Annotated in this window: 24 protein-coding genes; 13 read left to right on the top strand and 11 right to left on the bottom strand. The window is 58.5% G+C overall.

Going from position 1 to position 25,415, the window contains the following annotated elements; all coding sequences use genetic code 11:
- Positions 1 to 8: 8 nt before the first annotated feature.
- The gene (gene sppA, locus L350_RS15235) at positions 9 to 1,865 is read right to left on the bottom strand and encodes a signal peptide peptidase SppA (protein ID WP_023299888.1); all 1,857 of its coding nucleotides are present in this window, start codon (positions 1,863 to 1,865) and stop codon (positions 9 to 11) included.
- A gap of 167 nt (positions 1,866 to 2,032) precedes the next feature.
- On the opposite strand from sppA, the gene L350_RS15240 reads away from it, so the two are divergent.
- The 3 genes from L350_RS15240 (at position 2,033) to L350_RS15250 (ending at position 5,671) form a co-directional block, all read left to right on the top strand.
- Positions 2,033 to 2,584 carry an NAD(P)H nitroreductase gene (locus L350_RS15240; protein WP_022647795.1) on the top strand — a complete coding sequence of 184 codons (552 nt, stop codon included), beginning with the start codon at positions 2,033 to 2,035 and terminating at the stop codon, positions 2,582 to 2,584.
- A 116-nt stretch (positions 2,585 to 2,700) separates the two neighbouring features.
- On the top strand, positions 2,701 to 3,744 hold the full coding sequence (gene selD / locus L350_RS15245; RefSeq protein ID WP_022647796.1) for a selenide, water dikinase SelD: 1,044 nt from the start codon (positions 2,701 to 2,703) through the stop codon (positions 3,742 to 3,744).
- A gap of 4 nt (positions 3,745 to 3,748) precedes the next feature.
- Positions 3,749 to 5,671: a DNA topoisomerase III gene (locus L350_RS15250; RefSeq protein WP_023299889.1), complete on the top strand. Its 1,923-nt coding sequence runs from the start codon at positions 3,749 to 3,751 to the stop codon at positions 5,669 to 5,671.
- A 114-nt stretch (positions 5,672 to 5,785) separates the two neighbouring features.
- Here the strand turns inward: L350_RS15250 and gdhA are convergent, their stop codons facing one another.
- A complete protein-coding gene (gdhA, locus tag L350_RS15255; protein ID WP_022647798.1) occupies positions 5,786 to 7,129 on the bottom strand; it encodes an NADP-specific glutamate dehydrogenase in 1,344 nt (447 codons plus the stop codon).
- Between the two features lie 225 nt (positions 7,130 to 7,354).
- Between gdhA and L350_RS15260 the strand changes: the two genes are divergently transcribed.
- Complete coding sequence (locus L350_RS15260; protein WP_022647799.1) at positions 7,355 to 7,627, top strand: YnjH family protein; 273 nt, start codon at positions 7,355 to 7,357, stop codon at positions 7,625 to 7,627.
- On the opposite strand, the gene L350_RS15265 is transcribed toward L350_RS15260, so the two are convergent.
- The gene (locus L350_RS15265; RefSeq protein WP_022647800.1) at positions 7,587 to 8,003 is read right to left on the bottom strand and encodes a pyrimidine (deoxy)nucleoside triphosphate diphosphatase; all 417 of its coding nucleotides are present in this window, start codon (positions 8,001 to 8,003) and stop codon (positions 7,587 to 7,589) included. The two genes, L350_RS15260 and L350_RS15265, sit on opposite strands and share 41 nt — an antisense overlap.
- Positions 8,004 to 8,078: 75 nt before the next feature.
- On the opposite strand from L350_RS15265, the gene L350_RS15270 reads away from it, so the two are divergent.
- Both L350_RS15270 and L350_RS15275 read left to right on the top strand, forming a co-directional pair.
- A complete protein-coding gene (locus tag L350_RS15270) occupies positions 8,079 to 8,651 on the top strand; it encodes a carboxymuconolactone decarboxylase family protein (RefSeq protein ID WP_023299893.1) in 573 nt (190 codons plus the stop codon).
- Complete coding sequence (locus L350_RS15275) at positions 8,641 to 9,258, top strand: CDP-alcohol phosphatidyltransferase family protein (RefSeq protein WP_032624407.1); 618 nt, start codon at positions 8,641 to 8,643, stop codon at positions 9,256 to 9,258. Before L350_RS15270 ends, L350_RS15275 begins: the two co-directional genes overlap by 11 nt.
- Here L350_RS15275 and L350_RS15280 read toward each other — a convergent pair.
- From L350_RS15280 to xthA, 6 genes are all read right to left on the bottom strand, one after another.
- Positions 9,255 to 10,562 (bottom strand): rhodanese-like domain-containing protein, encoded by a 1,308-nt coding sequence (locus tag L350_RS15280; RefSeq protein WP_032624875.1) that lies wholly within the window; start codon positions 10,560 to 10,562, stop codon positions 9,255 to 9,257. The genes L350_RS15275 and L350_RS15280 overlap by 4 nt on opposite strands.
- A 73-nt stretch (positions 10,563 to 10,635) precedes the next feature.
- Positions 10,636 to 11,256: an ATP-binding cassette domain-containing protein gene (locus tag L350_RS15285; RefSeq protein ID WP_032624406.1), complete on the bottom strand. Its 621-nt coding sequence runs from the start codon at positions 11,254 to 11,256 to the stop codon at positions 10,636 to 10,638.
- A complete protein-coding gene (locus tag L350_RS15290) occupies positions 11,256 to 12,785 on the bottom strand; it encodes an ABC transporter permease family protein (protein ID WP_032624405.1) in 1,530 nt (509 codons plus the stop codon). Before L350_RS15290 ends, L350_RS15285 begins: the two co-directional genes overlap by 1 nt.
- Positions 12,758 to 13,927 carry an ABC transporter substrate-binding protein gene (locus tag L350_RS15295; RefSeq protein ID WP_080686354.1) on the bottom strand — a complete coding sequence of 390 codons (1,170 nt, stop codon included), beginning with the start codon at positions 13,925 to 13,927 and terminating at the stop codon, positions 12,758 to 12,760. The genes L350_RS15290 and L350_RS15295 overlap by 28 nt, the downstream gene beginning before the upstream one ends.
- A gap of 6 nt (positions 13,928 to 13,933) precedes the next feature.
- The gene (locus L350_RS15300) at positions 13,934 to 14,617 is read right to left on the bottom strand and encodes a TVP38/TMEM64 family protein (RefSeq protein WP_032624404.1); all 684 of its coding nucleotides are present in this window, start codon (positions 14,615 to 14,617) and stop codon (positions 13,934 to 13,936) included.
- 6 nt (positions 14,618 to 14,623) lie between these two features.
- Complete coding sequence (gene xthA, locus L350_RS15305) at positions 14,624 to 15,430, bottom strand: exodeoxyribonuclease III (protein WP_023299900.1); 807 nt, start codon at positions 15,428 to 15,430, stop codon at positions 14,624 to 14,626.
- 433 nt (positions 15,431 to 15,863) lie between these two features.
- On the opposite strand from xthA, the gene L350_RS15310 reads away from it, so the two are divergent.
- The 7 genes from L350_RS15310 to ves all read left to right on the top strand — a co-directional run bounded on the left by L350_RS15310 (position 15,864) and on the right by ves (position 23,443).
- Positions 15,864 to 17,084 (top strand): succinylornithine/acetylornithine transaminase, encoded by a 1,221-nt coding sequence (locus tag L350_RS15310; protein WP_032624403.1) that lies wholly within the window; start codon positions 15,864 to 15,866, stop codon positions 17,082 to 17,084.
- On the top strand, positions 17,081 to 18,115 hold the full coding sequence (gene astA / locus L350_RS15315) for an arginine N-succinyltransferase (RefSeq protein ID WP_022647810.1): 1,035 nt from the start codon (positions 17,081 to 17,083) through the stop codon (positions 18,113 to 18,115). Before L350_RS15310 ends, astA begins: the two co-directional genes overlap by 4 nt.
- Positions 18,112 to 19,599 (top strand): succinylglutamate-semialdehyde dehydrogenase, encoded by a 1,488-nt coding sequence (gene astD / locus L350_RS15320; protein WP_032624402.1) that lies wholly within the window; start codon positions 18,112 to 18,114, stop codon positions 19,597 to 19,599. The genes astA and astD overlap by 4 nt, the downstream gene beginning before the upstream one ends.
- Positions 19,586 to 20,911 carry an N-succinylarginine dihydrolase gene (gene astB / locus L350_RS15325; RefSeq protein WP_032624401.1) on the top strand — a complete coding sequence of 442 codons (1,326 nt, stop codon included), beginning with the start codon at positions 19,586 to 19,588 and terminating at the stop codon, positions 20,909 to 20,911. Before astD ends, astB begins: the two co-directional genes overlap by 14 nt.
- 9 nt (positions 20,912 to 20,920) lie before the next feature.
- On the top strand, positions 20,921 to 21,886 hold the full coding sequence (gene astE / locus L350_RS15330) for a succinylglutamate desuccinylase (RefSeq protein ID WP_032624400.1): 966 nt from the start codon (positions 20,921 to 20,923) through the stop codon (positions 21,884 to 21,886).
- Positions 21,887 to 22,223: 337 nt separating this feature from the next.
- On the top strand, positions 22,224 to 22,718 hold the full coding sequence (gene spy, locus L350_RS15335; RefSeq protein WP_022647814.1) for an ATP-independent periplasmic protein-refolding chaperone Spy: 495 nt from the start codon (positions 22,224 to 22,226) through the stop codon (positions 22,716 to 22,718).
- A 167-nt stretch (positions 22,719 to 22,885) separates the two neighbouring features.
- The gene (gene ves / locus L350_RS15340) at positions 22,886 to 23,443 is read left to right on the top strand and encodes an environmental stress-induced protein Ves (protein WP_022647815.1); all 558 of its coding nucleotides are present in this window, start codon (positions 22,886 to 22,888) and stop codon (positions 23,441 to 23,443) included.
- On the opposite strand, the gene cho is transcribed toward ves, so the two are convergent.
- Together cho and nadE are read right to left on the bottom strand one after the other, a co-directional pair.
- Positions 23,421 to 24,299: an excinuclease Cho gene (gene cho / locus L350_RS15345; RefSeq protein WP_032624399.1), complete on the bottom strand. Its 879-nt coding sequence runs from the start codon at positions 24,297 to 24,299 to the stop codon at positions 23,421 to 23,423. The genes ves and cho overlap by 23 nt on opposite strands.
- Before the next feature lie 115 nt (positions 24,300 to 24,414).
- Positions 24,415 to 25,242 (bottom strand): ammonia-dependent NAD(+) synthetase, encoded by an 828-nt coding sequence (gene nadE / locus L350_RS15350; RefSeq protein WP_022647817.1) that lies wholly within the window; start codon positions 25,240 to 25,242, stop codon positions 24,415 to 24,417.
- Positions 25,243 to 25,415: the final 173 nt, after the last annotated feature.

Genomic DNA, 25,415 nt, shown 5'->3' with positions numbered 1-25,415 from the left:
GACGGTTTTTAACGCACGTTCGCACAGGTCAGGCAAAACGCGTAACGGCTTTGCGGATCGTTGAAAGTCGCGAGCTTATCGCTCTCCGCTTTCATGGCTTTAGCCGCCGTCGCCACCGGCGCCGGCAGATACGCCTGAAGCGCTTCCGGCAGCATGGCGCGGACGGAGCCGGACATGCTGTCCATGACCATATCGAAGAACGTCGGTTCGTCCTGATAATAGTCAACGTGCCACTGCTTGAGCTTCGCCAGTTCCGCCGCTTTCTTCACGGCATCGTCGAAGTCACCCAGGCTGTCTACCAGACCGTTGCTCTTCGCATCCTGGCCGGTCCAGACGTGGCCCTGCGCGATCTGGTCAATCTGGTCTGGCGTTTTTTTACGGGAATCCGCCACCAGCGTGATGAAGCGCTTATAGCCACTCTCAATGCTGAGCTGCATCATCTCGGACACCTCAGGCGGCAGAGATTTAGTCACGGACACATCCGCCAGCGGCGAGGTGGAAACGCCGTCGGTATGAACGCCGAGATAATCCAGGCTGTTCTCTACGGTGTTGATCACGCCGAAGATGCCAATCGAGCCGGTCAGCGTGCTTGGGTTAGCCACAATGTAGTTGGCTGGCGTCGAGATCCAGTACCCCCCTGAAGCCGCCATGCCCCCCATCGAGACCACGACCGGCTTGCCCGCGGCACGCGCGGCGGCCAGCTCAGCACGGATCACCTCGGAGGCGCTGACGCTGCCGCCAGGGCTGTTCACCCGCAGGACAATCGCCTTCACTTTCGGATCCAGACGCGCATCGCGGATCTGCGACGCGGTGGTGTCCCCGCCGACGTTCCCCGGCGTTTCTTCACCGTCCATAATGGCCCCGTTAGCAAACACCACGGCGATGCTGTCACCGCTGTCATCCGGCTTTTTCGCGGCGTAGTCATACATGCTGATGGCGCTGTAGTTCTTGTCCTCTTTACTCCAGCCGAACTGTTTGGTCAGCGCTTTTTCGATTTCAGCGCTGGAACCCAGCCGATCGACCAGTTTGTTATCAAGCGCGTATTTCGCTGTATCGCCGTCCACTTTGCGCAGGCCCTCCAGCACACCGCGCGCGCCCGGGAAGACCTGCTCAGCGGTCATTTGACGGTTAGCGGCAATGGTGCCGAGATAGTTCTGCCACAGCTCGCCAATCCAGCGGCTGTCCGCTTCACGGGCGGCAGGGGACATATCATCACGGATAAACGGCTCCACGGCAGATTTATAGGTCCCGACGCGGAAGACGTGGGTAGTGACCTTCAGCTTGTCGAGCAGCGATTTGTAGTACAGACCATTTGTGGCGAAGCCATGCAGATCGACCGTGCCCTGCGGAGAGAGCCAGATTTTGTTAGCAAAGCTCGCCAGATAATATTGCCCCTGGGTGTAGCTGTCGCCGACGGCAATGACCGGTTTACCGCTGTCGCGGAATTCCCGCAGCGCTTTCCCGATGTACTGCATCGAAGGCTGATCGGCTCCGGCAAAATCTTTCAGATCCAGCACGATACCGGTAATGTTGCGATCGTCTTTGGCCTGACGGATCGTGTCGACGATATCAAACAGGGAGTTTTCCTGCAGGCGGTCTGAAGTCGCGCCGAACAGCTGGCGGCCAATCACGCCCAGACGATTGCTGGTCGATGGCTTATCAACAATCACCCCGGTGATATCGAGGAGCAGTGCGCCGCGCGTCGAATTCTGCGCCTGGCTGGCGCTGCTGAGATGCATCCAGATACCTGCGCATACCAGGACCAGGAAGATGAAGAAGATATTCATCACCAGGTTGCGGACGAAGTTGAGCAGTCGCCACGTCCATTTAAAGAAACCGGCAAAGATTCGCCAAAGGGTTCGCATGTATTCTCCCTAACCAGAAAAGGACTGTTTCCGTCGCCACGGGACGGTAATGTGCGGTTATCGTAATGACCCAACCGCCACTTGTCAGCAGGAATCGCCTGCCACGCTGTAACAAATTCTGCTGTCGTGTTAATTTTGTGAGTAAATTTCACGAAAGGAGTTAACCAATGGACGCACTTGAACTGCTTGTTAACCGTCGTAGCGCTTCCCGCCTGGCCGACCCGGCCCCCGTCGGCGAGCAGCTGGAAAACATTCTGCGTGCCGGAATGCGTGCGCCGGACCATGGCACATTGCAGCCGTGGCACTTCTTTATTATTGAAGGCGAAGGGCGCGACCGCTTCAGCCAGCTGCTGGAGCAGGGGGCGGTTGCCGCAGGCCAGGATGAGAAGGGGATTGATAAAGCCCGCAACGCGCCGTTCCGTGCGCCGATGATCATCGCGGTAGTCGCAAAATGCCAGGCCGACCATAAAGTGCCGGTCTGGGAGCAGGAGATGTCTGCCGGTTGCGCGGTAATGGCAATGCAGATGGCCGCCGTCGCGCAGGGCTTTAACGGCATCTGGCGTACCGGGCCGCTGACCGGGAGCGCCGCCGTGCGGGAAGGCTTCTCCTGCGGTGAACACGATAAAATTGTCGGCTTCCTCTATCTCGGCACCCCGCAGCTTAAAGCCTCCAGCACCATTAGCGTGCCGGACACCACGCCTTTCGTCAGCCGTTTTTGATTACACGCGCTAAACTGTCTGGATTCTGAGCATCCGCCGCAGAATTCAGACAGTCATACTTACCTCTTTATGGAATGAGCGCTACCATAGCGCGATTGAGATGACAGGAGACGTCCATGAGCGAGCAAACCATTCGTTTAACGCAATACAGCCACGGAGCCGGTTGCGGTTGTAAAATTTCCCCGAAAGTGCTGGAGACCATCCTGCACAGTGAACAGGCGAAGTTTGTCGACCCGAACCTGCTTGTCGGTAACGAAACGCGTGACGATGCAGCGGTTTATGACTTAGGTAACGGCACCAGCATTATCAGCACCACTGACTTCTTTATGCCCATTGTCGACAACCCGTTCGACTTCGGACGCATTGCGGCCACCAACGCCATCAGCGATATCTTCGCGATGGGCGGTAAGCCGATTATGGCGATCGCCATTCTGGGCTGGCCGATTAACACCCTCCCGCCGGAGATTGCCCGCGATGTCATCGAAGGCGGACGCTTTGCCTGCCAGCAGGCGGGTATTGCCCTGGCCGGTGGTCACTCTATCGATGCGCCGGAGCCGATCTTCGGCCTGGCCGTCACCGGCGTGGTGCCAACCGAACGCGTGAAGCGCAACAGCACCGCGCAGGCGGGCTGCAAGCTGTTCCTCACCAAGCCGCTGGGCATTGGCGTACTGACAACCGCCGAGAAAAAATCCCTGCTGAAGCCCGAGCATATTGGTCTGGCAACGGAAGTGATGTGCCAAATGAACCTTGCCGGTGCGGCATTCGCCAGTATCGACGGCGTAAAGGCCATGACCGACGTGACCGGCTTTGGTCTGCTGGGACACCTCTCTGAAGTCTGTCAGGGCGCGGGCGTGCAGGCGCAGGTCTGGTATCAGGATGTGCCGAAGCTGCCGGGCGTGGAAGAGTACATTGCTCAGGGCGCCGTTCCGGGCGGGACGCAGCGCAACTTCGCCAGCTACGGCCATTTAATGGGCGAAATGCCGGAAGCGTGGCGCAATCTGCTGTGCGATCCGCAAACCTCCGGCGGCCTGCTGCTGGCGGTGACGCCGGAAGCAGAAGCTGACGTTCAGGCAACGGCGGCCGAGTTTGGCATCACCCTGACGGCCATTGGCGAGCTGGTGACCGCCCGCGGTGGCCGCCCGATGATTGAGATCCGTTAATTCGATGCGGTTGTTTATTGCCGAAAAGCCGAGTCTGGCACGAGCCATCGCCGACGTGCTGCCCAAGCCGCATCGCAAAGGTGATGGCTTTATCGAATGCGGTAACGGGCAGGTGGTCACCTGGTGTATCGGTCACCTGCTTGAACAGGCGCAGCCGGATGTCTACGACAGCCGCTACGCCCGCTGGAACCTCAACGATCTGCCGATCGTGCCGGAAAAGTGGCGTCTACAACCGCGTCCTTCCGTCACCAAACAGCTCAACGTCATTAAGCGTTTCCTGCATGAGGCGACGGAAGTGGTCCACGCGGGTGACCCGGACAGGGAAGGGCAACTGCTTGTCGACGAAGTGCTCGACTACCTGGAGTTGGCACCGGAAAAGCGCCAGCAGGTGCAGCGCTGTTTAATTAACGACCTCAACCCGCAGGCGGTGGAGCGCGCGATTTCGCGCCTGCGCGCCAACAGCGAATTTATTCCCCTGTGTGTCTCCGCGCTGGCGCGTGCGCGTGCCGACTGGCTGTACGGGATCAACATGACCCGCGCCTACACCATCCTGGGACGCAATGCGGGCTATCAGGGCGTACTCTCTGTTGGGCGTGTTCAAACCCCGGTGCTGGGGCTGGTGGTGCGTCGCGACGAAGAGATCGAAAATTTCGTCGCCAAAGACTTCTTCGAAGTCAAAGCGCATATCGTCACGCCGAAAGACGAACGCTTTACCGCCGTCTGGCAGCCGAGCGATGCCTGTGAGTCATATCAGGACGAAGAGGGGCGGCTGCTACATCGTCCGCTGGCGGAGCACGTGGTTAACCGCATTACCGGCCAGCCCGCGATCGTTACCAGCTATAACGACAAACGGGAATCAGAGCCCGCACCGCTGCCGTTCTCCCTTTCGGCGTTGCAGATCGAGGCCGCGAAAAAGTTTGGCCTGAGCGCGCAGAACGTGCTCGATATCTGCCAGAAGCTCTATGAAACCCACAAGCTGATCACCTATCCGCGTTCGGACAGCCGCTATCTGCCGGAGGAACACTTCGCCGGACGCCACTCGGTGATGAATGCCATTGGTGTCCATGCGCCGGATCTGTTGCCGCAACCGGCGGTAAACCCGGATACCCATAACCGCTGCTGGGACGATAAAAAAGTCGATGCCCACCACGCGATAATCCCGACGGCGCGCACCAGCAACGTCAACCTGACCGACAACGAAGCAAAGGTCTATAACCTGATCGCGCGTCAGTATCTGATGCAGTTCTGCCCGGACGCGGTTTTCCGCAAGTGCGTTATTGAGCTGGAAATTGCCAAAGGCAAATTTATCGCCAAAGCGCGTTTCCTCGCGGAAGCGGGCTGGCGCACGCTGCTCGGCAACAAAGAGCGTGACGAAGAGAACGACGGCACGCCGCTGCCGGTCGTAGCCAAAGGCGATGAACTGCTGTGCGAAAAAGGCGAAGTGGTTGAACGTCAGACCCAGCCGCCGCGCCACTTCACCGATGCGACGCTGCTTTCGGCCATGACCGGGATCGCCCGTTTTGTGCAAGATAAAGATCTAAAGAAGATCCTCCGCGCCACCGACGGTCTGGGTACGGAAGCAACCCGCGCGGGGATTATCGAGTTGCTGTTTAAGCGTGGTTTTCTCGAGAAAAAAGGGCGCTATATCCATTCGACAGAGCCGGGCCGGGCACTGATTCACTCCTTGCCAGAGCTGGCCGCCAGACCGGACATGACCGCGCACTGGGAGTCGGTGCTGACGCAGATCAGCGAAAAGCAGTGCCGTTACCAGGACTTTATGCAGCCGCTGGTGGGGACGCTTTATCAGTTGATTGATCAGGCGCGCAGCACGCCAGTGAAGCGATTCCGGGGGATGGTTGCCCCGGGTGGCGGGGCGAAGAAACCGTTCAAAAAGAAAAAAAGCGCAGCCAAAAATACCACCGCTTAAACCGTAGGCCGGGTAAGGCGAAGCCGCCACCCGGCAAAAAGCAGCTCTGCGGCCTGAAAAAAGCCCGGTGGCGCTAACGCTTACCGGGCCTGCAAGGGCGAGAATGCAGCGAAACTAAATCACACCCTGCCCGATCATCGCATCGGCCACCTTCACGAACCCGGCGATGTTGGCGCCGCGCACGTAGTTGGTCTGTGAAGCCTCACCGCCATACTCCACGCAGGCATGGTGAATATCAAGCATAATGTGGTGCAGACGGGCATCCACTTTCTCCGCCTTCCAGCCCATTCTCGCGGCGTTTTGTGCCATTTCCAGACCGGATGTTGCCACCCCGCCCGCGTTCGCCGCCTTGCCTGGCGCAAAGAGTACGCCTGCGTCCAGGAACAGATCGGTCGCTTCAATGGTGGTGGGCATATTTGCCCCTTCCGCTACCGCCTTCACGCCATTGCTAATCAGCGTCCGGGCGGCATCCACGTCCAGCTCGTTTTGCGTCGCGCACGGCAGGGCGATATCCACCGGCACACCCCACGGCTGTTTACCTTCCAGATAGGTCAGGCCAAACTCTCGGGCATAATCCGCCACGCGGCCGTCACGGCTGGCTTTGATTTCGCACAGACGCGCCAGTTTTTCTGCTGTGAAGCCAGCTTCATCCACCACGGTGCCGCTGGAGTCGGAGGCGGTCACTACGCGCGCGCCAAACTCCATCGCTTTCTCGATAGCGTACTGCGCCACGTTGCCGGAGCCGGAGACCGCCACGCGCATCCCCTCGAAGCTCAGCCCGTGACGCTTAAGCATCGCTTCAGTGAAATAGACCAGACCGTAACCCGTCGCTTCCGGACGAATCAGGCTGCCGCCAAACGACAGACCTTTGCCGGTAAAGACGCAGGCGCTGTTGTTGGAGAGCTTTTTCATCATCCCGGCCATAAAGCCCACTTCACGCCCCCCCACGCCGATATCCCCGGCAGGAACGTCGGTGTCCGGCCCAAGGTGGCGATAGAGCTCAGTGACCAGCGCCTGGCAGAAGCGCATCACTTCGCCTTCGCTCTTGCCTTTCGGATCGAAATCACTCCCGCCTTTACCGCCGCCCATCGGCAGGGTAGTGAGCGCATTTTTAAAGGTCTGCTCGAAGCCGAGGAATTTCAGAATCGACAGGTTCACCGAGGGATGGAAGCGCATCCCGCCCTTAAACGGCCCAATGGCGGAGTTAAACTGCACGCGCCACGCGCGGTTGACCTGTACCTGATTGCGATCGTCCACCCACGCCACGCGGAACTGGATGACGCGCTCCGGCTCCACCAGACGTTCAAGCAGCGCCATCTGGCGGTAGCGCGGATTTTCCTCAAGGAAGGGCCACAGGGTGGTCATGACTTCACGAACGGCCTGGGCAAACTCGCTTTGGTGCGGGTCGCGCTGCTGAACATGGGCAAGAAAGCTTTCCAGAGAGCGTGTCTGATCCATAGATATAAGAACCTCTTATAATAATTTATGCGTGTGGCGGAGATGTTTTGTGTCGTTTTTTTGACTATACCACCCGCACCGCTTTGAGAGGCAAGCAGAAATTTAGGCCGAAAGGGAAATTAATGACAAGGCGCGCGTCATAACCAAAAGCGATGACGAGATAAATTAAAGATCCCGTCAGGATCTACCGTTATAGATATAAACGATGCAAAGGAAATTAAGTCTATGAACCGTTTCGCAATGGCCGCGTTATGTTTGATGGTGTCCGCCGGGGCACAGGCTGATCGCATTCGCCCGGATGTCGAAGTTAACGTGCCGCCAGAGGTTTTTAGCGCTGGCGGCCAGCGTGCGCAGCCGTGTAATCAGTGCTGTATCTATCAGGATCAAAACTATTCCGAAGGCGCAGTGGTCAGGGCGGATGGCGTGCTGTTGCAGTGCCAGCGTGATGAACGCACCCTCAGTACAAACCCGCTGGTCTGGCGTCGCGTAAAAGAATAAACGCTTCCAGAAGCGGTATATCCGCCGGGGCTAAATCATACGTGAACGCGTCTTCTGGCGTGCACCACACCAGCGCCGAGTGGTAGTGCGCCTTCAGCTCGCCGCTAAATTCCGGCACGTGCCAGGCGTGGAGGTGGATCAGCCGCTGCGACACTTCCCGCTGGTGGCTTGCCACATACCGCGCGGGCACGGCTTCAATGCCGAGCTCTTCGCGTAGTTCGCGGATCAGCGCTTCCTGCTGGGTCTCACCGGCTTCAACCTTTCCGCCCGCAAATTCCCACATTCCTGGCTGATCGGCATGTTCGGGACGCTGCGCCAGCAAGATCTTGCCCTCTTTTTCGAGGATGGCCGCAACAACATCGAGTGTTTTCAGCATGTTCGTCAATAATTAATAGCGAAAAACGACATATTATCGTGCCCTGCCAAAGAGTCCAGTCATCAGGAGAATCAGGTGAAAGAGACAGCCGCCTGGGTTGCGCCCATGGAAACCCTTCCCGTCAGCCTCAAGCCCATTGCTGCCATGCAGAAAAAACACTTCGGCGCGGTGCTGAACCCCACGCGCTGGTGGGGGCGTATGCCGCGTCTTTTCTGGCTGGTAGCGCTATTTGTCGGCTATCTGGAGCGGCGCAAGGCGCGTTTGACGCCGGTTCTGCGTTCGTTACTAATGACGCGGGTCTCGCAGATCTGCCACTGCGCATTTTGTATTGATGCCAACAGCCTGCGTCTGGCCGAGCGGAGCGGGGCGCTGGATAAAGTGCAGGCCGTCAACGACTGGCAAAATTCCACCCTGTTCAGCGAAGAGGAGCGCGCGGCGCTGGCCTATGCGGAAGCGGTCACCGCCACGCCGCCTCAGGTGGATGAAAATATCAAAAACCAGCTGAAGCGCCACTTTAGCGAAGAGACTATCACCGAAATGACGGCTCTGATTGCCTTTCAGAACCTTTCCGCCCGCTTTAACGCCGCGCTGGATATCCCGGCTCAGGGCCTATGTGCCACGTTTAAAGGTAAACCGCATGCTGGATAAACATCTGCATCCACGGCTGAAGCCCGGGTTAAATCAGCTGGCCGCCGCGCTGGATAAACCGTTTATTACGCCTGATGGGTTAACGCTCGCCGGGTTTGCGATTGGCGTACTGGCGTTACCGTTTCTGGCGTTGGGCTGGTATCTGGCGGCGCTGGTCGCCATTGTGCTGAACCGGCTGCTGGATGGTCTGGACGGTGCGCTGGCGCGTCGCCGTGGCCTGACGGACGCGGGAGGATTTCTTGATATCGCCCTCGACTTCCTGTTTTACGCGCTGGTACCGTTTGGCTTCGCGCTGGCCGCTCCGGCTGACAATGCGATCGCCGCCGCCTGGCTGCTGTTCGCGTTTATGGGGACGGGCAGCAGTTTCCTGGCCTTTGCCGCGCTGGCGGGGAAGCATAATATCGACAACCCCGGCTACGCGCACAAGTCGCTTTATTACATTGGAGGATTAACGGAAGGAACGGAGACCATCGCGCTGTTTGTGCTGTGCTGCCTGTTTCCGGCACACTTCACGCTGTTTGCCTGGGCGTTTGGCGCGTTGTGCTGGCTGACCACCACAACGCGCATCTGGAGCGGTTACGTGACGCTGAGGTCACTCCCCCGCTAGCGTGCGCTCTCCGGTCCACGCTCCCCGGTGGAGACCGGGTTCTGCGGATGGCTGCTCCATTCGTACCAGCCGCCGTCGTAGACGGCAACGTTTTGCCAGCCCATGGCGCGGGCGTACATGAAGGCTTCAGACGCGCGCCAGCCAGTGCCGCAGTAGAACGCAACGTGCTGCTCCGGCAGGATATTCCACGTCTTCCACATGGCGGCAATATCATCGGCGCTGCGCATGGTGCCATCCGGATTGTGGAAATCTTCCATGTGGGTCGCGTCGCTACCCGCATGGCCCCAGCGCGCACCGGCAATGTCACCTTTTGGCTTGATATAGCTGTAGCCGCTGGTTTCACCGATAAACTCTGGCCAGGAACGAATGCTCACCAGGGATGCATCCTGACGGTGCAGCATTCCCCGGGCCTGTTCCATATCCACCATCAGCCGGGGCTGGCCCGGGATCGGCGCGCCAAAATCAGGGGCTGGCTTCACGTTCTCAGGCGTTCCGCGCTCAACGGGCAGGCTGGCGTCTGACCATGCCTTCCAGCCGCCGTCCAGAATTCGCACATCCTTCACGCCCGCGTAGAGCATGATCTGCGCCACGCGCGCGGCGGCATATACGTCGCGACCGTACAGAATGACGGTGGTATCGTGACGGATCCCGTGCTTCGCCAGCATCGCTTTCAACTTTTCGTCAGCGACCTTATTCCACAGCGGTTCGCTTTCCACTTCATTGGTGTCGATGTAGCCCGCGCCGGGAATGTGGCTCAGGAGATAAAGCTTCGGCGCACCCCAGCCAGCCTCGATCACCTTCCACTCTCCGGCTGGTGCGGCAGTAACGGGTTTGCCCTGCTGCAACAGGTGGATCCACTGCGGATAAACCAGCTGTTCAAAATGTGCCAGACGTTGCAAACGGTCGGATTGTTGCAGGGCATCGCTCAGGATGGAAACGTGGGTAAAACCCGCTTTTTCCAGCCGCGTTTTGACGGTCTGGTTGTCATCATCATTGCCATAGAGCGCAACCGGCATGTCAGGCGTAAGCCGATGCTGTTTTGCCCAGCCGCTGAGCTGTTCATCGCTCATTGCCCCAAGCCAGCCTGCAGAGAGATTAAGCGCGGCGGGTTCATGCCCGGACGTTCCGCGCAGCGCCTGCGGCCAGCCGTTATAGAACGCACTGATGCGCGTATCAATTACCGCGCCGTTTTGCGCCTGGAGCTGGTCCAGCGTGAGGGAGTGGGGCATATCAGCCGCCATGGAGGAGAGTGAGGCGAGGCCGCAGATCAGAGCCAGCGCGGTCAGTTGAGAAACACGTTTCATCGAAAAACCTGACGTCATTAAAAGAGGGTGGCATTGTCGTCTCTCCTGAAGCCAAAAACATTGCGTTAGCACATTATTGCCAGCGAGAAATCTCAAACACCTCTCCGCCGGGCGGGATATCTTCCTCATCATGCGTGACCAGCACCACCGGGATCTTGCGCTGGCGAGTGGTTTCGAATACCCACGCCCGGAATGAGGCGCGGAGCGTTTTATCCAGTCGGCTGAACGGTTCGTCGAGCAGCAATGCCTGCGGCTGGGCGAGAAGGGCGCGCAGCAGGCTGACCCGGGCGCGCTCGCCGCCGGAAAGGGTCGCCGGATCGCTGACATAGTGGTTTGCCAGCCCGGCAGATTCAAGAGCCTGCTCTACCGCGTCGCGCCGCGCGCGTCCGGCAATGTGCGCCGGCAACGCCAGCATCAGGTTTTGCCCCACGCTGAAGGCGTCAAACAGCAGGGCGTCCTGAAACAGAATGCCGATCCCGCGCGTTTCCACGGGGAGCATATCGCAGCGACGATCGTTCAGCCACAGCTCGCCGTGCGCCTTAAAATCAGCGGATAACGCGCCCACCATCCAGGCGAAAAGGGTCGATTTCCCGCTCCCGGAGGGTCCCATCAGCGTGAGAATCTCCCCTGCCGGGACGCGGAAGTTGACCTCACGTAAGAGTGGCGCAATGGTGAGATTTTTCACGTTCAGCATTAACGTAATCCTTGTCTGTGACGGCCCACGAGCCGGGCGAGCAGCGCGGCAAGGGCAAATACGCTGCTGGTCAACAGCAACAGACCCAGCGCCCGGCTGGCGAGGATCGGAACGCTGCCGCCGCTGCTGAGGGCGACCGCCTCCGTCGTCAGAGTAGTAAAACGACCCGCTCCCAGCCAGAGGGTGGGCATGTACTGGGCCATGCTCACGGAAAAGCCGGTCGCAAAGGCCAGCAGTGCCGGACGAACCATCAGGGGACATTTCACTAACCAGAAAATTTTCGCCTGTCGCCAGCCCAGCGTTCTGGCGGTGAGGATAAGCCGGGGATCGAGCCTGCGCCAGGCCGGTTGCAGCACCAGGAGCATCCACGGGAGAACCCAGAGCATATGGCTCCAGAGCACCGCAGCGTACTGGCCGTCGATGCCCAGCCACAGCGCCACGGCATACTGCCCGGACACGAGGGGCAGCGCCGGGAGGGCAAGCGGCAGCCAGATCCACACCGCGCCGCGCTGGGGTCCCCACTCAAGCCAGATCATGAGGATGGCCAGCGCTGTCAGGCTGGACAGCAGTCCCAGTGAAAGGCTGTCGCTGACGGGGTCGGTGTCGTCCCGGCGTGCCAGCATCAGCAGAACCAGCGCACAGAGCACGCCGCACAGCGGCAGTAACCCGCCCAGCGTCCGTGCGGGCAGCGCCGTATGCGAAGCGCGACGTACCCCCGAGACATCAGGCTGGGCGCGCCGCCAAGCCGTCCAGAGGCCGTATCCCACCGCGGTAAGTGCGGCCAGCAGCAGGAGCAACACCAGACACAGCAACGTTCCCTTTGTCTGCTGCTGCGCATCGCCCTGGGTCAGCCACTGCCAGGCCAGCACCGCCAGCGTAGGTGGGTTGCCCGGCCCGAGCACGATCGCCACATCCACCACGGAAAGCGACCAGGCGAGCACCGCCAGCATCACGGCGCCCAGCGCGGGGGCGATAGCCGGGAGGACGAGCCAGTTGAGCGCCTGCATTCGTCCGTAGCCGAAGGTATGCAGGACAATTTTCTGCTGTGCGAGGCGCTTTTCAGGCAGCGCGGCGTAGATTGCCCACAGAACGAACGCGCTCTCTTTGACCGCAAGCGTCAGGCCAAGCCCGATACCGTAGCGGTCAAGCTGCGGCGAACAGACTGTACAGATCCGGTAAAACTGACCGCCTTCCGCAAACAGCAGCAGCGCGCTGGTGGCGAAGGCGATGTGCGGCACGGCTAACAGCCACGGCAGACGGGTGCTCAGGCGCTGCCAGCCATCACCCGGCCAGAGAAGCGCAAGCAGGCTCAGGGCGATAAACAGTGAGCCCAGCGTCGCGATGAGGGTTGACACCAGCGTAGCGGCCAGCGCCTGCGGCAGCTGCGGGTCGGCAAACAGCGCCGCCCAGTTACTGAGAGAAAAAGCCGGGGCCAGCAGCATGCCGCTGGCGGGAAGCAGTGGCAGATAGATGACCGCCATTGCCGCCCATACCAGCCCGCTTAGCGGGTTCCGTAGCGGCGAAGCCATTCCTGCTCCAGGGCGTTAACCCAGGCGGCGTGCGGTTCGGGAAGCACATCAGGCGTGCCTGAAGGGGTAAAGGCATGAAGCTGTTTTGCCGCTTTCGCAGGTAGTTTGGCACCATCCAGCACGCTCGGGTCACCCCAGACGGCAGGATCGGCTTTGCGGATCTGCGCCTGCGGTGACAGCAGGAAATTTGCCACCACTTTCGCCCCTGCGCTCGCACTGGCATTTGCCGGGATAGCGACAAAATGGACGTTGCCGATCATGCCTTTGAGAAAGCCGAAACTGTAGCTGTCGGCAGGCAGTTCACCGCTCGCCACCTTTTGCATCGCATGGGCGGGGTTAAAGGTGAGCGACAGGTTCAGGTTGCCGCTGGCCAGCAGCGTATCCATGCGCGCAGGCGATGGTGGAAAATCGTTCCCTTCGCGCCACAGCAGGGGATGCAGGGTATCAAGATAGTCCCACAGCGGCGCGGTGATCTCTGCAAAGGTGCCGTCCGGCGCGTTTTTTAACGCCTCCGGATGGGCGGTCAATGCCAGCAGAAGCTGTTCAAGAAACGCCGTGCCGGTAAAATCCGGCGGTCGCGGATAGCTCACCTTGCCAGGGTGCTGCTGAGCGTAAGCCAGCAGCGCGTGGGGATCTGCCGGAGGCGTCGACATACTCGCTTTACGGGCGATGAAGGTTAACTGCGCGCCGCCCCATGGGGATTCCGCCCCATCGGTCGGGATGGCAAAATCTTCCGTGACCGGTTTACGGGTATCGACGTAACGCCAGTTGGGCAGGGTTTGCGCCCAGCCGGTGAGCAGCAGGTTTGCCTCCTTCAGCGTGCGGAAGTTTTCCCCGTTTACCCAGAGTAGATCCACCGACCCGTTACTGCTACGTCCTGCGGCCTGTTCCGTCTGGATCCGCTTCACCGCATCGGCGGCATCGGCCAGATGAACGATCTTCAGGTTAATGGCATAGTGCGTTTTCATCTCGCCGCTCACCCAGTCGAGGTAGCGGTTAACGGCCTCGTCACCGCCCCAGGCGTTAAACCAGACGGTCTGCCCGGTGGCCTGTTGCTGAATGGATTGCCAGCTTTCTGCGGCGAAGGCAGAGGTTGCCAGCAGCAGACTCGTCAGAAACGCGCAAAAACGCACCCGGCGCATAATGCCTCACTTTTTAATCGAAGGGATGTAACGGGAAAACAGCCAGCGAGTGACCAGCGGTAATAACCCTAATAGTGTAAAGGCGAACAGCAGTCCCGGCGACACAATATCGCGCAGCGTGGTGAGTTTTCCCAGCTCGCGTCCGGCGTTCAGATAAATGACGGTGGCAGGTAGCATCGCAAGCTGGCTGACCCACCAGTAGTGACGCACCTGGATACGTGTTAGCCCCATCAGCAAATTGACCAGAAAGAACGGAAACAACGGCATCAGGCGCAGGGCAAAAAGGTAGCGCGCGCCATCGCGAACCATCCCCACATCGATCGTGTTCATCTGTGCGGCAAAGCGCCGTTGCACCCAGTCACGCAGCAGATAACGGCTGACGAGCATGGCAAGCGTGGCGCCGAGCGTCGAGGCCAATGACACCAACAGCATCGCCTCCCACAGGCTGAAAATCGCCCCGCCGAGCAGCGTCAGAAGCGCGGCCCCGGGTATCGACAGCGCAGAGACCAGAACGTAAACCGCAAAATAGATCAGCGCGCTCTGAAGGGGCGCCTGCTCCACACGATCGAGCAACGTTTGCTGGTGTATTTTTAGCGTGTCGAGGGAGAGCATGCCCGGAGGAAGCAAAACAACGATTAAAACAAATGCGCCCAGAAGGGCGCACAGGAGACTGATTTTTTTTATATTCACTGAGGATTACAGCTTGAACGTTGCCCATACCGGCGCATGGTCGGACGGTTTTTCCATGCTGCGAATATCATAGTCGATACCGGTTTCGATGCAGCGTTCGGCCAGGGGGGCGCTCGCCAGCAGCAGATCAATACGCAGGCCCCGGTTGTCATCGAAGCCTTTAGAGCGGTAGTCAAACCACGAGAAGCGATCCTGCGTCTCCGGGTTAGCGGTGCGGAAGGTATCCACCAGCCCCCAGTCAAGCAAGCGCTGCATCCACTCGCGCTCTTCCGGCAGGAAGGAACATTTCCCGGTGCGCAGCCAGCGCTTGCGGCTGTCTTCGCCAATGCCAATGTCCAGATCAGTCGGGCTGATATTCACATCCCCCATGATCAGCACCGGATTATCTTTGTTGAGTTCGGTCGTAAGGTAGTTTTGCAGATCCTGATAAAATTTGGCTTTGGCCGGGAATTTGGTCGGGTGGTCGCGGCTTTCACCCTGCGGGAAGTAACCATTAATCACAGTGATGTTACCCAGCGGGGAAGGCAGCTCAGCCATGATGAGACGACGCTGTGCTTCTTCACCGTCACCCGGAAAGCCACGACGCACCGACACCGGCGTATCTTTGGTCAGCAGCGCAACGCCGTAGTGGCCTTTCTGACCGTGGTAAAAAACGTTATAGCCCAGCTTCGCTACCTCTTCGAGCGGGAACATATCGTCGTGAACTTTTGTCTCCTGCAAGCCGATCACATCTGGCTGATGTTGCTCAACAATCGCTTCGAGCTGGTGAGGGCGGGCACGCAGGCCGTTGATATTAAAAGAGACAAATTTCATAGTCGCTGCCAATGCAAGGTGAATAGTGCAAGGATGGTAGCAGAATTTACGTCTTCTGTTATCCGCTTCGCCCAATTACTGCGACAGATAATGCCGACGGTGCAATATTTGCACCATTTCGACGCGTTTTGCCCTCGAACAGGGCGTAAAGAACCGATAAATTTCGCGAGCGATCACAATTCCAGAATTATATTTGGCATGTGCATACTCTTTCTTGTTTTCGTGCGGCAAAGCGCCGCTTGCTGTAAAAATATTCACTATTTATGCATTAACAGTGAATAACTCCATATTGTAACTCATTGATATTCTGTTACCCAAATCCGTTTATGCATTTTTATCGCTGGCTGGCATGAACGCTGCAATCTACATTCACAGTGCAAACACTCAATTATTTAACATTTAAACAACCTTTTATTTACCGGATGAGGTCGCTATGTCTCTGTCAGTTACGCGTGAAAATTTTGATGAATGGATGATGCCGGTATACGCTCCGGCGGCTTTTATTCCGGTACGTGGGGAAGGCTCTCGCCTGTGGGATCAGCAGGGCAAAGAGTATATCGACTTTGCGGGTGGGATTGCGGTGAATGCGCTGGGGCATGCAAACCCGGCGCTGCGGCAGGCGCTGAATGATCAGGCGGCGAAATTCTGGCATACCGGCAACGGTTATACCAACGAACCGGTGTTGCGTCTGGCGAAGAAGCTGATCGACGCCACTTTCGCAGAAAAAGTCTTTTTCTGTAACTCCGGCGCGGAAGCGAACGAAGCGGCGCTGAAGCTGGCACGCAAATATGCGCACGATAAATTCGGCCCGCACAAGAGCGGCATCGTAGCCTTTAAAAATGCCTTCCATGGCCGCACGCTGTTTACCGTCAGTGCGGGTGGTCAGCCCTCATATTCTCAGGATTTTGCGCCGCTGCCGCCGGATATCCGTCATGCGGCGTATAACGATTTACACTCTGCCAGCGAGCTGATTGACGACACCACCTGTGCGGTGATTGTCGAGCCCATGCAGGGGGAAGGCGGCGTCATGCCCGCCCAGAAAGCGTTCCTGCAAGGGCTGCGCGAGCTGTGCGATCGGCATAACGCGGTCCTGATTTTTGACGAAGTCCAGACCGGCGTGGGCCGTACGGGTGAGCTGTACGCCTACATGCACTATGGCGTGACCCCGGATGTGCTCTCAACAGCTAAAGCGCTCGGCGGCGGCTTCCCGGTGGGGGCGATGCTGACCACCGATACATTCGCCAGCGTGATGACCGTGGGCACCCATGGCACCACTTACGGCGGTAACCCGCTGGCAACCGCTGTCGCCGGACAGGTGCTGGATATCATCAACACTCCTGAGGTGCTTAGCGGCGTGAAGCAGCGTCACCAGTGGTTTGTTGAGCGTCTTACCGCCATCAATAACCAGACCGGCATGTTCAAAGAGATCCGCGGTCTGGGGCTGTTGATAGGTTGTGAGCTTGCCCCTGAGTTTGCTGGCAAAGCGAAGCTGATTTCACAGGAAGCGGCAAAGCAGGGCGTGATGGTGTTGATTGCCGGCGCTAACGTGGTGCGGTTTGCCCCTGCGCTGATCGTCAGTGAGGAAGAGGTCAGAACCGGGTTAGATCGTTTTGCGCTGGCCTGCGAACAGGTGAAGTCCGGGGTGTCATCATGATGGTCATCCGTCCCGTTGCGCACGGCGATCTCGCCGGGCTTATGCAGCTTGCCGGTAAGACAGGGGGCGGGCTGACCTCGCTGCCTGCCGATGAAAAAACGCTGTCGGCGCGCATTGAGCGCGCCCTGCAAACCTGGCAGGGGACGTTGCCAAAAAGCGAACAGGGCTATGTGTTCGTGCTGGAAGAGACCGACACGGGAACCGTGGCGGGGATTTGCGCCATCGAGGTGGCCGTCGGGCTTAACGATCCGTGGTACAACTACCGCGTCGGCACGATGGTCCACGCCTCGAAAGAGCTGAACGTCTACAACGCGCTGCCGACGCTCTTTCTCTGTAATGACCACACCGGCGCCAGCGAACTCTGCACCCTGTTTCTCGATCCGGACTGGCGCAAAGAGGGTAACGGTTATCTGCTCTCCAAATCGCGCTTCATGTTTATGGCCGCCTTTCGCGACCGCTTCAACGAAAAAGTGGTCGCGGAGATGCGCGGCGTAATTGATGAGACGGGCTACTCGCCGTTCTGGGAGAGCCTGGGCGAACGCTTCTTCTCCATGGAATTCAGCCGGGCGGATTACCTGTGCGGTACCGGTCAGAAGGCGTTTATCGCCGAGTTAATGCCGAAGCATCCTATTTATACCCATTTCTTAACGCCGGAAGCGCAGGCGGTGATCGGCGAAGTTCACCCGCAAACCGCTCCGGCCCGTGCAGTGCTGGAGAAAGAGGGTTTTCGCTACCGTAATTACGTCGACATCTTTGACGGCGGCCCGACGCTGGAATGCGATATTGACCGCGTACGCGCCATCCGAAAAAGCCGCCTGGTTGAGGTTTCAGAAGGCCAGCCCGCGCCGGGCGAGTGGCCAGCCTGCCTGGTCTCGAACGAGAATTACGCCAACTTCCGCGCCATGCTGGTGCGAACCAACCCAACATGCGAGCGTCTGGTACTGACGGCTGCGCAACTGGATGCCCTGAAATGTAACGCTGGCGACACGGTTCGCCTGGTGCGGCTCTGCCCTGAGGAGAAAACAGCATGACTCTATGGATTAACGGTGACTGGGTAACGGGCGAAGGTGATGCGCGGACAAAAACTAACCCGGTCGGCCAGGAGATGCTCTGGTCGGGGAACGACGCCAGCGCCGGGCAGGTTGAGCAGGCCTGCCAGGCTGCACGCCGCGCGTTTCCGGCATGGGCGAAACGGCCATTCTCCGAGCGCCAGGCGCTGGTTGAGAAATTTGCTGCGCTGCTGGAGGCCAATAAAGCAGAGCTGACCCGCATCATTGCCTGCGAAACCAGCAAGCCGCGCTGGGAGGCAACAACCGAAGTGACGGCGATGATCAATAAAATCGGTATATCGGTGAAGGCGTACCACGCCCGCACCGGTGAGCAGCATACCGGGATGCCGGACGGCGCCGCCACGTTGCGCCACCGTCCGCACGGGGTGTTGGCGGTGTTTGGCCCGTACAACTTCCCCGGGCATCTGCCGAACGGGCATATTGTGCCTGCGCTGCTGGCGGGAAATACCGTCATCTTCAAGCCGAGTGAGTTAACCCCCTTAACCGGAGAAGCAGTAGTAAAACTCTGGGAGCAGGCGGGGCTGCCACCGGGCGTGCTGAATCTGGTGCAGGGCGGGCGTGAAACCGGTCAGGCGCTGAGTGCGCTGAGCGACATTGACGGTCTGCTGTTTACCGGCAGTGCCGGAACGGGTTATCAGCTGCATCGTCAGTTGGCGGGGCAGCCGGAAAAAATTCTGGCGCTGGAGATGGGTGGCAACAACCCGCTGATTGTGGAAGATCCGGATGATATCGATGCTGCGGTCCACCTGACCATTCAGTCGGCATTCATTACCGCCGGACAGCGCTGCACCTGCGCCCGCCGCCTGCTGGTTAAACGCGGCGCGCAGGGGGATGCGTTTCTTAAGCGTCTGGTGGAGGTGAGCGGGCGTCTGGTTCCCGCGAAATGGGATACCGAGCCGCAGCCGTTTATCGGCGGGCTGATCTCCGGGCAGGCGGCGCTGAACGTGCTGAAAGCGTGGCAGGAGCACGTGGCGCGCGGGGCGAAAACCCTGCTGGAGCCGAAGCTGGTTCAGCCGGGCACATCGCTGCTGACGCCGGGGATTATTGAGATGAGTGCGACGAGCAACGTGCCGGATGAAGAGGTCTTTGGCCCGCTGCTGTGCGTCTGGCGCTATGACGATTTTGCATCGGCGATCGAGATGGCCAACAACACCCGCTACGGCCTGTCGAGCGGCCTGATATCCCCGCATCGCGAGAAATTCGACCAGCTGCTGCTGGAAGCGCGCGCCGGGATCGTGAACTGGAACAAACCGCTGATCGGCGCGGCGAGCACCGCGCCGTTTGGTGGCGTAGGGGCATCGGGCAACCATCGCGCCAGCGCCTGGTATGCTGCCGATTACTGCGCGTGGCCGATGGCAAGCCTGGAAACCCCGGCGCTGACGCTGCCGGAGACGCTGAATCCGGGGCTGGATTTTACAGAGGGTGACGCCCATGAAAGCGCGTGAGGTTAACTTTGACGGACTGGTGGGGTTGACGCACCACTATGCCGGGCTGTCGTTCGGCAATGAAGCTTCGACGAAGCACCGTTTCCAGGTCTCGAACCCGAAGCTGGCGGCCAAGCAGGGGCTATTGAAAATGAAGGCGCTGTCCGATGCCGGTTTCCCGCAGGCGGTGATCCCGCCGCAGGAGCGGCCGAACGTGGCCGTGCTGCGCCAGCTGGGCTTCAGCGGTACGGATGAACAGGTGGTTGAAAAAGCCGGTACGCAGTCCCCACAGCTGCTTTCCGCGGCCAGTTCAGCCTCTTCAATGTGGGTTGCGAATGCCGCCACCGTCGCGCCGTCGGCGGAAACGCTGGACGGCAAAGTGCATCTGACTGTCGCTAACCTGAACAACAAATTCCACCGCGCCAGCGAAGCGGAGACCACCGGGCGCGTGCTGCGCGCCATTTTTAATCATGATGCGCATTTTGAGGTGCATTCAGCGCTGCCGCAGGTCGCGATGTTTGGCGACGAAGGGGCGGCAAACCACAACCGTCTGGGTGGCGATTACGGCGATCCAGGCTTGCAGCTGTTTATCTATGGACGGGAAGAGGGCGGCCACGCCGCGCCGGTTCGTTATCCGGCGAGACAAACCTTAGCCGCAAGCCAGGCGGTTGCACGGCTGAACCAGGTTAATCCTACTCAGGTGATTTTTGCCCAGCAAAATCCGCAGGTGATCGACCAGGGCGTGTTTCATAACGACGTGATTGCCGTTTCCAACCATCAGGTGCTGTTCTGCCACGAGCAGGCGTTTGCCCATCAGGAAAAGTTGCTGGCCACGCTGCGCGAACGCGTGCCGGGATTTATGCCGATTCAGGTGCCCACGCAGGCGGTAAGCGTGCAGGATGCGGTCGAAACGTATCTGTTCAACAGCCAGCTGCTGAGCCGGGATGACGGCAGCATGATGCTGGTGCTGCCGCAGGAGTCCCGCAACCATCAGGGCGTCTGGCGCTATCTCAGCGAACTGGTGCAGGCGGATAACCCGATTGATGAACTGCGCGTGTTTGATCTGCGGGAAAGTATGGCCAACGGCGGGGGACCGGCGTGCCTGCGACTGCGCGTGGTGTTAACGCCGGAGGAAATGCAGGCCGTGAATCCGTCGGTGATGATGAACGACACGCTGTTCAATACCCTCAATGACTGGGTGGACCGCTACTATCGTGACCGTCTGGTTCAGGCCGATCTGGTTGATCCGCAGCTGCTGCGCGAAGGCCGCGAGGCGCTGGATGCATTATCGACCATCCTGCAACTGGGATCGGTTTATCCGTTCCAGCGCTAAGGAGACGATATGGAAAACTTTCTGGCGCTGACGCTGGCTGAAGAGACACCGGAGCGGCACGAGGGGGAAGGCCCTTCGTTCCACTGGCGATGGCTGGGGTCGGGCGTGCTTGAACTGACGCCGACGTGGCAATATAACCTGTCGCTGCTGCTTTCTACCGGCATTCACGGGAATGAAACCGCGCCTGTGGAGATTGTCGATCTGTTGCTGCGCGCGCTCTATGGCAAGGAGATTACGCTGCACTGCCGTCTGCTGGTGGTACTGGGAAATCCGCCTGCGCTGGCGCAAAACAAACGGTATCTCGTGAGCGACATCAACCGAATGTTTGGTGGCCGCTGGGCGCAATTTCCACAGAGTGATGAAAAGACACGTGCGCAATGGCTGGAGAAGGTGGTCACGGCGTTTTTTGCCGGGGCGGGGGAAACGCGCTGGCACCTCGATCTGCATACCGCCATCCGCGCCTCGTACCACGTACGTTTTGGCGTGTTACCGCAGCGCCATCAGCCGTGGGATGAGGCGTTTCTGACCTGGCTTGGCGACGCGGGACTGGAAGCGCTGGTTTTCCACCAGACGCCGGGCGGCACGTTTACCCACTTCACCTGCGAGAATTTCGGCGCGCTGTCCTGCACGCTGGAGCTGGGAAAAGCGCTGCCGTTCGGGCAAAACGACCTGACGCGTTTTGCCCCTACGCATCAGGCGCTTCGGGCGTTGCTCGCAGGGGTTGCGCCGGAACCCACCCGGGAACCCGTCGTGCGCTATCGGGTCGTACAGCAGATCACGCGTCAAAGTGAAGCTTTCCAGCTTCATATGGCGCCCCATACGCTGAACTTCACGCCGTTTCGCCAGGGCGTCCTGCTGGCGGAAGATGGTGAGACGCGCTATGCGGTACAGAACCCCACGGAATATGTTTTATTTCCTAACCCGTCAGTCGCGTTTGGTTTACGAGCCGGGTTGATGCTGGAAAAAATGCCCTGATCGTCTCCCCTCGCGCAGACCGGAGGGGAAACGAAGAATTAATTTCTTAACGTTAAAAGCGCTCTGGAAGTGTTTGCGGAATATTCCTGGAGAATTGCTTTATTATTAAACGGCACTTCGCTATACTCCTCCATAATCTCTTTAAAATCATCCTGTTGAATATTTTTGTTTCATCTCTCCACGCTTTTTCCTTAATTTCTCCATAATTGGCGCAAACGTGTTTTTTATACTTTCATTGTTTTACCGTTGCTCTGACTAATTGACGATAAACCCCGTAAAGTTAATCTCGTCAACACGGCATAGCGCCGAAGAATAACTGAAAGTAAGGAAAGACATTATGCGTAAATTAACTGCACTGTTTGTTGCCTCTACCCTGGCTCTGGGCGCTACCAGCATGGCGTTCGCCGCCGATACCGCGACCACTACCGCCGCGCCGGCAGAAGGCAAAATGATGATGCATCATAAAGGCAAGCCGGGTATGCATCATGAGATGATGATGTTTAAAGATCTGAACCTGACCGATGCGCAGAAGCAGCAGATCCGCGACATCAGGAAAAGTCAGCGTGACCAGATGAAACGTCCTCCGCTGGAAGAGCGCCGCGCGATGCATGACATCATTGCCAGCGACAGCTTCGACAAAGCAAAAGCAGAAGCGCAGATCGACAAAATGGCCGAGCAGCATAAAGCGCGCATGCTGGCCCACATGGAAACCCAGAACAAGATTTACAACATTCTGACGCCGGAACAGAAAAAGCAATTTAATGCCAATTTTGAGAAGCGTCTGACAGAACGTGCAGCGCCGGAAGGTAAAATGCCTGCACCAGCCGAATAATCGGTTCACTCTCTTAAGACCGCCGGGCTCCTGTCTACACAAGCGAAAACGCTGTGGACAGGACCGGCGGTTTTTCTTTTGCCCCATGCCTAAGGTCTGGCCATACCGTTGCCGATAATACGTCTGTGAAAATGCCCTGGCGCACGGTGCGTCCTTCAGGAGTGGTCATGGAATTCTTTGATATCCGTAAAATCCCCGTCAGTCTCTGGCGTAACGGCGCGGGTGAGACGCGTGAGATTTGCTGTTTCCCTCCCGCGACGCGGGATTTTTCCTGGCGGGCCAGCATCGCCTCCATCGCCAGTAACGGCGAATTCTCCGCGTTTCCGGGCGTTGACCGGGTGATTACGCTGCTGGAAGGCGGCGAGGTGACGCTGGATGCGGGGAGGGCGTTTTGCCATACCCTGAAACACCATCAGCCTTACGGCTTTGCGGGCGATTTGACGGTGAAAGCCGTGCTCACGGAGGGGCAGATGTCGATGGATTTCAATGTCATGACCCGACGGGAGCACTGCCAGGCAAAGGTGCGCGTTGCTACCCGAACGTTCACTACCTTCGCATCACGCGGTGGCGTGGCGTTCGTATTAAGCGGCGCCTGGCAACTGGGCGATAAATTACTGACCGCCGATCAGGGCGCCAGCTGGCAAGAGGGCAGCCATACCCTCCGTCTACTGGAAACGAAGGGGTCGCTGCTGTTCAGTGAAATTACCTGGCTGCCGGGTCATTGAGCATGACTATCTCATATTTACCGGTTAACAGCGGCTTACAGAGAATTTTGTAGCCATCCTGATCGAACCCGGCAGGTGTGCGCAGCAGGGCGGCAGCGTCATCCAGACTTTCAACCGCGCCAAGCCAGAGCCAGTTGCGGATGACGTGATAGTGCGTCATCGCATCGCGGGTCTCTTTCAACGCCACCGCGCCTTCCCACGGCCAGCAGTTGACGCTGATTGAGGCCAGGCCAGCCATAAACCGGGCATGATGTTCTTCAACGCTCTCTTTTCCACAGCACGCCCCGGCGCAGCGTTTCAACGCGGAGCGGAAACAGGCGCGACCGCGGGTAGTCGCTTCCAGTCCTAACAGGCCGTAACAAAGCTGTAATTCATCAGCAAGGGATTGCAGAGTTTGCAGTGCGGCACGTTTGTTGGCAAACAGACCGTAAAGATTCGGTTCATGCGAAAAATCCACTTCCCGGGCATAAACGACCTGCGGTTTTCCCGCGTTAACCTGCAAGGAACACAGCTGGCGGTTGCGGCGCAGGCGTTTGTTAAACAGCGGCTGCTGTTCCTTGATGAGCCGGGCTTCGAGCAGAAGCGCGCCCAGTTCACCTGCCGTCTCGATCCAGGTGATCCGCCGGGACTGTCTGAGCATCGATGCTTCGTCCGGCGTACGCAGGTGCGACATCACCCGACTGCGGATATTTACGCTTTTGCCGATATAGAGCGGCATGGTGTCGCTGTCGCCGTGGAAGAAATAGACGCCAGGCTGTTTAGGCAGCGCCTCAAGCCAGGGGCGAAGATGCTCGGGATATTCGTAGATAGCCGCCGCTTCAAACTCAAGACGCGGGGCGGATTGACGCCTGCTCACATACTACTCCATATACTGTTCAGGCATACAGTGTAGCAGGTGTTTGGTGGTTAAAAAAGAGCCGGGTGGCGGCTACGCCTTACCCGGCCTGCAAAACTGAGTTACCGTTTTGCTTTTACTTTTTCCAGAAATCATCAAACACCGTAATGGGTGGACGGCGTTTGTGCTCGGTTTTCAGATACCAGCCTTCAATAATTTTTGCGGTACCTTCGTCGAGCGTTTTGCCTTCCAGATAATCATCGATGTTGTCATAGGTCACACCCAGCGCGGCTTCATCCGGCAGGGAAGGGCGATCGTCTTCCAGGTCTGCCGTTGGCGCCTTCTTATACAGGTGCTCCGGGCAGCCCAACGCCGCCAGCAGTTGCTTACCCTGACGCTTGTTCAGGCGGAAGAGGGGGTTGATGTCCGTGCCGCCATCGCCGTATTTGGTGAAGAAACCGGTGATGGCTTCCGCGGCGTGGTCGGTGCCGACGACGACCCCTTTGGTCATCCCTGCGATACTGTACTGCGCTTTCATGCGCTCACGGGCTTTCTCGTTGCCACGAACAAAATCGCTCAGTTCAATACCGGCTTCACGCAAGGCCTGCTCGCTTGCCAGCACCGAACCTTTAATATTCACGGTTAGAACTCGGTCCGGCTGAATAAAGGCGATCGCATCCTGACAGTCCTGCTCGTCGGCCTGCACGCCATACGGCAGACGTACGGCAATAAATTGCAGTGCGGTGTCACCGGTCTCGTCACGAAGCTCGGTGATGGCCATCTGGCTTAGTTTACCGGCCAGAGTGGAGTCCTGACCGCCGCTGATACCCAGTACCAGCGTCTTCAGGAAAGGGTGTGCGGACAGGTAAGCTTTCAAAAAATCAACGCTACGACGGATCTCTTCATTGGCATTAATCGCAGGTTTCGCGCCCAGCGCCTGAATAATTTCTTGTTGCAGAGCCATTACGCCCTCCCTATGCAGAACCAAACAGAAAGTGTGATCTGTTAAAACTAACCCTTTGTCGGGGAAACGACAAGGATCACAGTTTTGAGTGTACTGTTTTACAGCGATTTAGCAGCTTAACGTTGTTTTATTAGAATTTTCCGAAATTCGTCTGGCGTAACTCGCAAAGTTGA

The organism is Enterobacter sp. MGH 4 (assembly GCF_000534735.1).
Lineage (GTDB): Bacteria > Pseudomonadota > Gammaproteobacteria > Enterobacterales > Enterobacteriaceae > Enterobacter > Enterobacter intestinihominis.
Note: the sequence above shows the minus strand (reverse complement) of the source record. Positions and strands in the feature narration are given on the sequence as shown.